The 7539-nt window shown below is 66.3% G+C and carries 7 protein-coding genes and 1 pseudogene; 3 read left to right on the top strand and 5 right to left on the bottom strand.

What is annotated here, in order from left to right; translation table 11 throughout:
* Nucleotides 1-621: 621 nt before the first annotated feature.
* The gene (locus ABZV42_RS41670) at nucleotides 622-1632 is read left to right on the top strand and encodes an aminoglycoside phosphotransferase family protein (RefSeq protein ID WP_356057466.1); all 1011 of its coding nucleotides are present in this window, start codon (nucleotides 622-624) and stop codon (nucleotides 1630-1632) included.
* Nucleotides 1633-1684: 52 nt separating this feature from the next.
* Here ABZV42_RS41670 and ABZV42_RS41665 read toward each other — a convergent pair whose 3' ends face one another.
* Nucleotides 1685-2086 carry a hypothetical protein gene (locus tag ABZV42_RS41665; protein ID WP_355991068.1) on the bottom strand — a complete coding sequence of 134 codons (402 nt, stop codon included), beginning with the start codon at nucleotides 2084-2086 and terminating at the stop codon, nucleotides 1685-1687.
* A 512-nt stretch (nucleotides 2087-2598) separates the two neighbouring features.
* Complete coding sequence (locus ABZV42_RS41660; protein WP_356057464.1) at nucleotides 2599-3276, bottom strand: MafI family immunity protein; 678 nt, start codon at nucleotides 3274-3276, stop codon at nucleotides 2599-2601.
* Between the two features lie 188 nt (nucleotides 3277-3464).
* Here ABZV42_RS41660 and ABZV42_RS41655 point away from each other — a divergent pair, with 188 nt between their 5' ends.
* Entirely contained in the window at nucleotides 3465-4481 is a 1017-nt protein-coding gene (locus ABZV42_RS41655; RefSeq protein WP_356057462.1) for a beta-propeller fold lactonase family protein, read from the top strand.
* A gap of 425 nt (nucleotides 4482-4906) precedes the next feature.
* Here ABZV42_RS41655 and ABZV42_RS41650 read toward each other — a convergent pair whose 3' ends face one another.
* Both ABZV42_RS41650 and ABZV42_RS41645 read right to left on the bottom strand, forming a co-directional pair.
* On the bottom strand, nucleotides 4907-5746 hold the full coding sequence (locus ABZV42_RS41650; RefSeq protein ID WP_356057460.1) for an RNA polymerase sigma factor SigF: 840 nt from the start codon (nucleotides 5744-5746) through the stop codon (nucleotides 4907-4909).
* Between the two features lie 788 nt (nucleotides 5747-6534).
* Nucleotides 6535-6705 carry a hydrophobic protein gene (locus ABZV42_RS41645; RefSeq protein ID WP_355986450.1) on the bottom strand — a complete coding sequence of 57 codons (171 nt, stop codon included), beginning with the start codon at nucleotides 6703-6705 and terminating at the stop codon, nucleotides 6535-6537.
* A 182-nt stretch (nucleotides 6706-6887) separates the two neighbouring features.
* On the opposite strand from ABZV42_RS41645, the gene ABZV42_RS41640 reads away from it, so the two are divergent.
* Nucleotides 6888-7064, top strand: coding sequence for a CsbD family protein (locus ABZV42_RS41640; protein WP_351430033.1), 177 nt, complete (start codon nucleotides 6888-6890; stop codon nucleotides 7062-7064).
* 92 nt (nucleotides 7065-7156) lie between these two features.
* Here the strand turns inward: ABZV42_RS41640 and ABZV42_RS41635 are convergent.
* Nucleotides 7157-7426, bottom strand: a pseudogene (locus tag ABZV42_RS41635) (hypothetical protein); the annotation flags it as partial.
* Nucleotides 7427-7539: the final 113 nt, after the last annotated feature.

Here is a 7539-nt window from a genome sequence, read left to right as displayed (position 1 = left end):
AGCCCGCCCAGACCTGCACAGCCCGCTCCGTACTCACGGACAGGACAACGCATCACACGGACACCGGACACGGACACGAGCCACGGCTGTAGTACTGGGCGGATGGCTCGCCGCCCCGGATCCGAGACGGCAGATGGGCAGGTTCGCGTGGATCCTCGACAGCCCAACAAGGCAACTGACCTGCGCCGAAGACCTCTACCTCTCAGCCGTCGACGCCAACTCACCGACGTTCAACGAAGCTGAGCACTCCTCCGTCGCGGCCCGCCATGTCTCTCCCTGGGTGTCTCTCGCCGTCCAACATGAGCTGAATCGAATCTTCTAGCGGCCAGCCCCGGTGCTCTTCCTGCCGAGCAGGGCCGGCTCCACTCGGCAGGAAGAGCACCGGCATGTCACCGGCCGCATGCGAGGCTGGCCGACGAAGGCCGTCCCCGCTGCTGTTGCCGGGGTTCGTGCGGTTGCTGTGCCATTCGCTCCGATCGAGTCGGAGGCGGGGGCGGGCGCGACGGCGGGAAGACATTGCCCGCGGCCACGACGCGGTTTCGAACTACCCTGTACCCGCCGGGAACGAGCCAGCTCTTGGGCGTCCCTGTGCCCGGTATCCCGTGCCCCGAGGAGCCTTCGTTGGAAGCCGTCACCGAGAGCATCACCAAGAACCGGCAGCCGTCGCACACGCTGCGCGCGATGATCGAACGGGCCTACGGGACCGGGCAGGTACCCGAGGGCGACGACTTCGCGGAGGAGATCACCCACGGCTGGTTCAACGTCGCCTACCGAATCCGGCTGCGTGACGGGCGGCAGGCGGTGCTGAAGATCGCTCCTCCCGGGGACGTCACGGTGCTGACCCGCGAGCGGGGGATGATGCGCACGGAACTCGCTGCGATGGCGCTGGTGCGCGAACGCACCACGGTCCCGATCCCGCGGGTCGACCACGCCGATCTGTCCGGGGAACTGGTCGAGGCCGACTACTTCTTCATGGAGTTCGTGGACGCGGACAACTTCGGTCTGGCCGTGCAGGACGGGCGGCTGCCGGCCGAGGTCGTCACCGCGGGCAACCGGCAGCTGGGCGCGCTCAACCGGGAACTCAACTCGATCGTGGGCCCGCACTTTGGACCGCTGCGGGGCCCGGGATCGGCGACGTGGCGCGAGGCGTTCACGCAGGTGCTCGAAGACACCCTCGCCGACGGCAGGCGGACAGGCGTCGACATCGGCTGGCACTACGACGAGATCCGCTCGGTCCTCGTGGAGAACGCGAGTGCTCTGGACGACGTCAGCGAACCGCGCTTCGTCGAAGTGGACCTGTGGACGAAGAACTCGATGATCAGAGACGGCCGGATCGTCTCGGTCCTCGACCACGAACGCGCCATGTGGGCGGACCCGCTCATGGAAGCCGGATTCACCGGCATCGACCTTCCCGCGTTCGGTGACCCCGCCGACTTCATGAGCGGATACGGCCTGGCCGAACTGTCCCCCTCACAACGCCTGCGCCGACGCCTCTACTCCCTGCACCTGGCCGTCATCATGATCGTCGAGACCAGGTTCCGGGGGCACACGGACACGACCACCTACGACTTCGCCCGCACGCAACTCGACCGTCTCATGGCCCAGTTCGGCCGCACGACCCCGCGACGCTGACGCCACGCATGAAGAAGGCCACCCGGCACCACCACGCGCCTGAGAGATGTCGTCAGTAGCCGCCGCTCGATGACGACGGCTGCTTGGTGATCTGCTTGCCGTCAGTACCCAGCACGTACCACTTGGCGCCGAAGGCATCGATCCCCTGGCCGTTGGTCTGCCCGGCCTTCGTGTCGTCGATGAATGTGTAGAGCGGGTGACCGTTGTACGTCACCTGCTTCGAGCCGTCGCTGCGCGTGATGGACGAGAGAAGTTTGCTGTTGACGCCGCCCTTGGCGATCGTCTTTCCGTTCGCCTTCAGTGGCGGCCAGGCCTTGGCACAGTCCCCGTTGCATGTGGACTTGTTCTTCTGGTCGGACTGGAAAAGGTAAAGGGTGTGCCCCTTGCTGTTGACCAGGATTTTGCCGAGCGGCGTGGACTTGGTGGACACCGTCACGGAGGACGAAGTGCTCACGGCCGATGTCGCTACGTGTGCACCGCTTGCCGAACCGTGGTTGTTGCCTTGGGCGTACGCGACGGTCGTCGCGGACAGGAGAAGCACCGATCCGGTGGCAGCGATGAATCCTCTGGTGTGTTTGTTCACGAGAATCGCCTCGGAGAGTGGATTGCGGCCTCCGCTCGTGGGCGCGCGCCGCACATCTCCCAGTACACCCCTAAGCCGTCGACCTGGCCACAGCGTCGGCCCTTCACCCAAGACTCTGGTGATCGGCCCCGTCAGCAGGTAAGTCATGCCGGACCCGAAGGCCGCAGGCCTCATCGCGGAACCACGAAGACGGTGACGGAGGGGGATGGACAGCATCACGGAATGTGATTCGAAGTGCACAGGTTTGCAGCACCAACAGTTTTCCGACCTCCTGCATGCCGGCGGAGTGGCTGTCCTCGTCCTGATCGTGGCCGGCGGCCTCCTCTGCAGTGAGGGTGCCGTCGTCTAGCGCTCTGACCGGGAAGGTTCGCCGGATTGGTGGATCATTCCTGCTCGGAGGCAGCGGCGAGGTGACGGCGGCAGAAGTCGGCAGCCGTGAGGTGGGGCTTGTGCAGCGCATCGCTGTAAAGCCGCATCTCACGAGCCGCTCGGTCCAAGTGCTGCCAGAAACTGAGGGGCAGGTCGAGGTCGTGACCGAGATCGACCAGGCAGTCGAAGGCGAGTTCCAGCTCGTTGTGCTCCAGCAACTCCAGCGTCGCTGAGAGATCGATGTCCGGCAGGCGTATGAGGTGGGCTCGGGCGGCGTTGAGGTGGTCACGGGTCTGATTCCAGCTGGCCTGCAGAGCCTCACGATCATCGGTCAGGGCACCAGTGTTGCCGGTGCCCTGATGGTTATCTCGGGTGCCAGCGAGGCAGCAGGCATGTAGGGCAAGTGGCCGTTTTCGTACATGCCTTACGGGTATCCGAGGGATCGTCAGGCACGTACGGCATGTGCGTAAGCCTTGTGGGTGCGCCACCCTGCGCCGGATCAATGAATTCCTGAGCGATCCCCCCTGCCGAGTGATTGTCGGCGGAGGGTGCCCCTCCCGGCCCGTCGTGCTCACCCTGCCTGGGTCCAGTCGCCCGCCTCCGTGCCCCGGATCCTCTGGTTCAGTCGCGGCACCGGACCGGATGCGGTCTCGGTGCGGCGCACGAACGTCCAGGCGACCGCCCCGGCCCATGGTCGGGGCGGTCGCGCGTCCCCGCCATACCGAATATGACGAACTGTCATAATGCGTCCCATTCTGTCAGCCCGATCAGAAGGATTGCTGTGACTATCTGTCAAACCGTGAGGGAGGTGGGCGCGCAGGAGGCCCTCCCGTCGTCGGCGCCGCCTGGTCTTCGAGTGCGTCGCTCCTGGTGGGATGGGTTGCTGCGGGCCCTGGCGGCAGGTCTCGTCCTAGTGGCCGGCCTGGCCCTGCCCATGGTGGCCCCGCAGCCCGCCCAGGCCGTGCCGCCCGGCACCTACGCCTACGTCGCCAACTTCAGCGATGACACGGTGTCGGTGATCAACACAGCGACGAACACGGTGGTGGTCACGGTTCCCGTCGGCGATGCGCCGTGGGAAGTGGCGGTGTCGCCGAACGGCACCCGCGCCTACGTCACCAACCGCGCCGATAACACGGTGTCCGTGATCAACACCGCGACCGACACGGTCGTCGCCACCATCCCCGTCGGCCTTGAGCCCCTGGGGGTGGCGGTCTCGCGGAACGGCACCCGCGCCTACGTCACCAACTTCAGCGCCAACACGGTGTCCGTGATCAACACGCACACCAACACCGTCATCGCCACCATCCCCGTCGGCGATGCCCCCATCGGGGTGGCAGTGTCGCCGAACGGCACCCGCGCCTACGCCACCAATTCCAGCGCCAACACGGTGTCCGTGATCAACACGCACACCAACACGGTCGTCGCCACCATCCCCGTCGGCGACTTCCCGTTCGGGGTGGCGGTGTCGCCGAACGGCACCCGCGCCTACGTCACCAATTCCAACGGCGACACGGTGTCCGTGATCAACACGCACACCAACACCGTCATCGCCACCATCCCCGTCGGCGATGCGCCCCAGGGGGTCGCGGTGTCGCGGAACGGCACCCGCGCCTACGTCATCAACGCCGACAGCGACACGGTGTCCGTGATCAACACGGCGACGAACACGGTCGTCGCCACCATCCCCGTCGGCGATGCGCCTCGAGAGGTGGCGGTGTCGCCGAACGGCACCCGCGCCTACGTCACCAACGCCAACGCCGACACGGTGTCCGTGATCAACACGCACACCAACACCGTCGTGGCCACCATCCCCGTCGGCGACCTCCCGTTCGGGGTGGCGATCGGGGTCGTGCCCCGGGGCCACGGGAAGCCCGACCACGGCAAGCCGGGTCACTGAAAGCCAGGCCACGACCGGCCCAACCACGGCCACCTCCCCGGCCCCGGTAACCGCACACCGGCATGACGAACGCCCCGGCGCCGGCCGCCCACCCTCAGACCATCGACGCCGGGGCATCCCATGACCACGCAACCCTGCACCACGGCCCGCCGCCCCAAGCCTCCGCCGACCCTTTGCACCCGACCGGGCCACGTGACTCACTTGCCTGAACGGCCGAACTTGCGCTGGCCTGCACGTTCTCTTGACAACCCCAGATGACCAGCGAGGTCACGCGACTTTCGTTGGTCGTCCGCCCCAGCGCCGCACGTACGGTCATCAGCACCACGACACTGCCTTGCCGGACCTGGCGTCCGACATGAGTGCGGCGGTGTGCTCCACCTCGCGGGTGGGGCACACCGCCGCACTCATGTCGCTGTCTGCTCAGCTCAGTTGGTGGTGAGCATGCCTTCGCGGAGTTTGGCGAGGGTGCGGTTCAGGAGGCGGGAGACGTGCATCTGGGAGATGCCGAGGTGTTCGCCGATCTGGGCCTGGGTGAGCTCCTCGACGAAGCGCATGTGGATGATGCGCCGTTCGCGGTCGTCGAGTCCGGCGATGAGCGGGGCGAGGGCGTTGAAGTCCTCGATGAGTTCGAGGGCGTGGTCGTCGGTGCCGATGAAGTCGGCGAGTGCGGCTTCGCCGTCCTCGCCGGAGGTGATGGCGGCGTCGAGGGATGAGGACGTGTAGCCGTTGGAGGCGAGCCGGGCTTCGTTGACCTCTTCCTCGCTGAGGGACATCAGCTGGGACAGCTCACGCACGGTGGGCGTGCGGCCGAGTCGGCTACGGAGTTCCTCGGTGGCCTTGGCGAGTTGGACGCGTGCTTCCTGCAGGCGGCGGGGGACGTGGACGGCCCACGTGGTGTCGCGGAAGAAGCGCTTGATCTCGCCCACGATGTAGGGGACGGCGAAGGAGGTGAACTCGACTTCGCGGGACAGTTCGAACCGGTCGATGGCCTTGATCAGGCCGATCGTGCCGACCTGGACGATGTCCTCCATCTCCTCGCTGCCGCGGCTGCGGAAACGCGAGGCCGCGTACTGAACGAGGGTGACGTTCATTTCGATCAGGGTGTTGCGCGCGTACTGGTACTGGGGTGTGCCCTCTTCCAGAACGGCGAGCTGGTCGAAGAACAGCTTCGAGAGCTCGCGGGCGTCCTTCGGCGCGACCTGCGAGGGGTCGGCTATCTCCGGCAGTACGACGCTGCGCGCCTGTGTCGTTACGGTCATCGTCATCTCAAGGCCCTCCCTACGACGCGATCCAGCCCCCGTGCCGCCGGCTGCGGTAGCCGGCCAGCGCCCGTTTACCCGGACCTGGGGAATGCACACCAGATTTACCAGGCGGGTTCGGGCAACTTTTCGACGGGGCTGCGAGGCGGGGAGGACCGGACATCGTGCGGGACCGGACTCGCGTCTCGCCGGACTCGTGCCCTTGGCCGGCCACCGGTAGGTATCGACAGCTGGGTGGGGGCGAAACGAGGGCGACACCCTATTGGAAGGCCCGGGCTCGGTGTACCGGCATGAGGGAGTCCGCGTGTGGCGCCGTACTGCTAAAGGCGGGGCAGGGACGGTCGGTCACCCCCACGGGACTGCCCGCCCCCGCCGCACACCCAGCACCTGAGTGCCCCGGCGTGCAGTTCTCAGACAGCCGATCCATGTGGTGCTGATCACGCGTCATCTACCGCCGCGACCTTACGTCCCTCATCGAAATTTGCCGCCTGTCCGCAGCACCGAACTGCGTAGGATCTTTTAAGCGCCTCGAATTCGGTGACGTTCCTTCAGACATGCGATCGTGCAGGCCTCTTGAGCTCACACACGCTGGCCGTCAAAATGCGTAGATGGCCGGGGGCGTCGTGCTGGAGGGCTATGGTTCCTGGCGTCACGGCCGCCTCCGGCCATGACCTCCAGCTACCCCGGACCGGAAGAATCACCACGTTCATCCCGTGCTCGCCGGGACGGGACATGGGTGGGGCCCGACGCCGTAGCGTCGGGCCCCACCCATGTATGTGTGCTGTTCAAGCCGTCTACCAGCGGTACCAGCGGCCGCGCTTGCCGCCGCCGGCAGTCGGACGGATCACGAATCCGAGCACCCAGACGATCAGCACGATGACGGCGATCCACCAGAGCGCCTTGAGTGCGAAACCGGCACCGAAGAGGATCAGGGCGAGCAGAAGAACAAGAAGAATAGGAACCATAGTTATCAACCTCCGGACCATCGTGTGCCCGACAGTCCGATCTTCATTCCTGCGGATTTTATGTATTTCTTAGGCGGTCCACGGCTGCGAAAGCACTGCGGTCATCGGGTTGGTTTGAGGATGCGATCCGGGGTGACACGGAGGGCGTACGTGAGTTCCGATTGAGGCAGGGGTGAGTGGTTGTGGCTGCGGACGAGAAGGCTCAGGCCAAGGGCGAGCAGGTCGAGGGCAAGGTCAAGAAGGTCGTCGGCGGTGCCGTGGGCAACGAGTCCCTGAAGGCCGAAGGGCAGGCCAAGGAATCCCAGGGCGACCTGCGGGCGGCCAAGGAGAAGGCCAAGGACGCCGTCCGGCCCAAGTAGGCGCGCACTGCTCCTGATCCCGGCGGCCTGTTGGCTGCCGGGATCTGCGCTGTCGGGTCGGTTGCGCTTCGGCAACGGATGGAACGGGTGGGCTATGTCCGGGCCTGTATGCCGGCCGCGACGCGGTGGTGAATGACTGAGCTTCTTCGGCGTTGCCGCTCCAGGGTGAGGACGGCTTTGGCGATTGACGTCATGCGGTTTGGACTGCACCGGGATCTGCGGAAGATCCGCCGGGACTTCAGGCGCGCGACGCCGTGCTCGACCGGTGCCCGGGCCGCAGACTGGGCCCGGTTGACGGTCTTCTCTGTGAGGGTGAGTTCCCGCAGGGGCCTGCGTTTGATCCCGGTCGTCACCCAGGGGCCGCCGACCTCGCCTACCAGGGCGACGGCCCCTGGGTGCGCAACGTGATCCCCAACTTCGTCGCGGGCGTGGAGATGGCCGAGCCCTTCGGCTTCACCAGCGTCGACGAGGCCAT

The organism is Streptomyces sp. NPDC005281, from assembly GCF_040607495.1.
Lineage (GTDB): Bacteria > Actinomycetota > Actinomycetes > Streptomycetales > Streptomycetaceae > Streptomyces.
The sequence above is the reverse complement of the archived record's forward strand: the minus strand, read 5'-3'. Positions and strand labels throughout refer to the sequence as shown.

Coding starts and splice junctions, on each gene's coding strand:
- ABZV42_RS41650 (WP_356057460.1), bottom strand. CDS start 5,746: ATGACGATGACCGTAACGACACAGGCGCGCAGCGTCGTACTGCCGGAG.
- ABZV42_RS41660 (WP_356057464.1), bottom strand. CDS start 3,276: ATGGGCCGGGGCGGTCGCCTGGACGTTCGTGCGCCGCACCGAGACCGC.
- ABZV42_RS41645 (WP_355986450.1), bottom strand. CDS start 6,705: ATGGTTCCTATTCTTCTTGTTCTTCTGCTCGCCCTGATCCTCTTCGGT.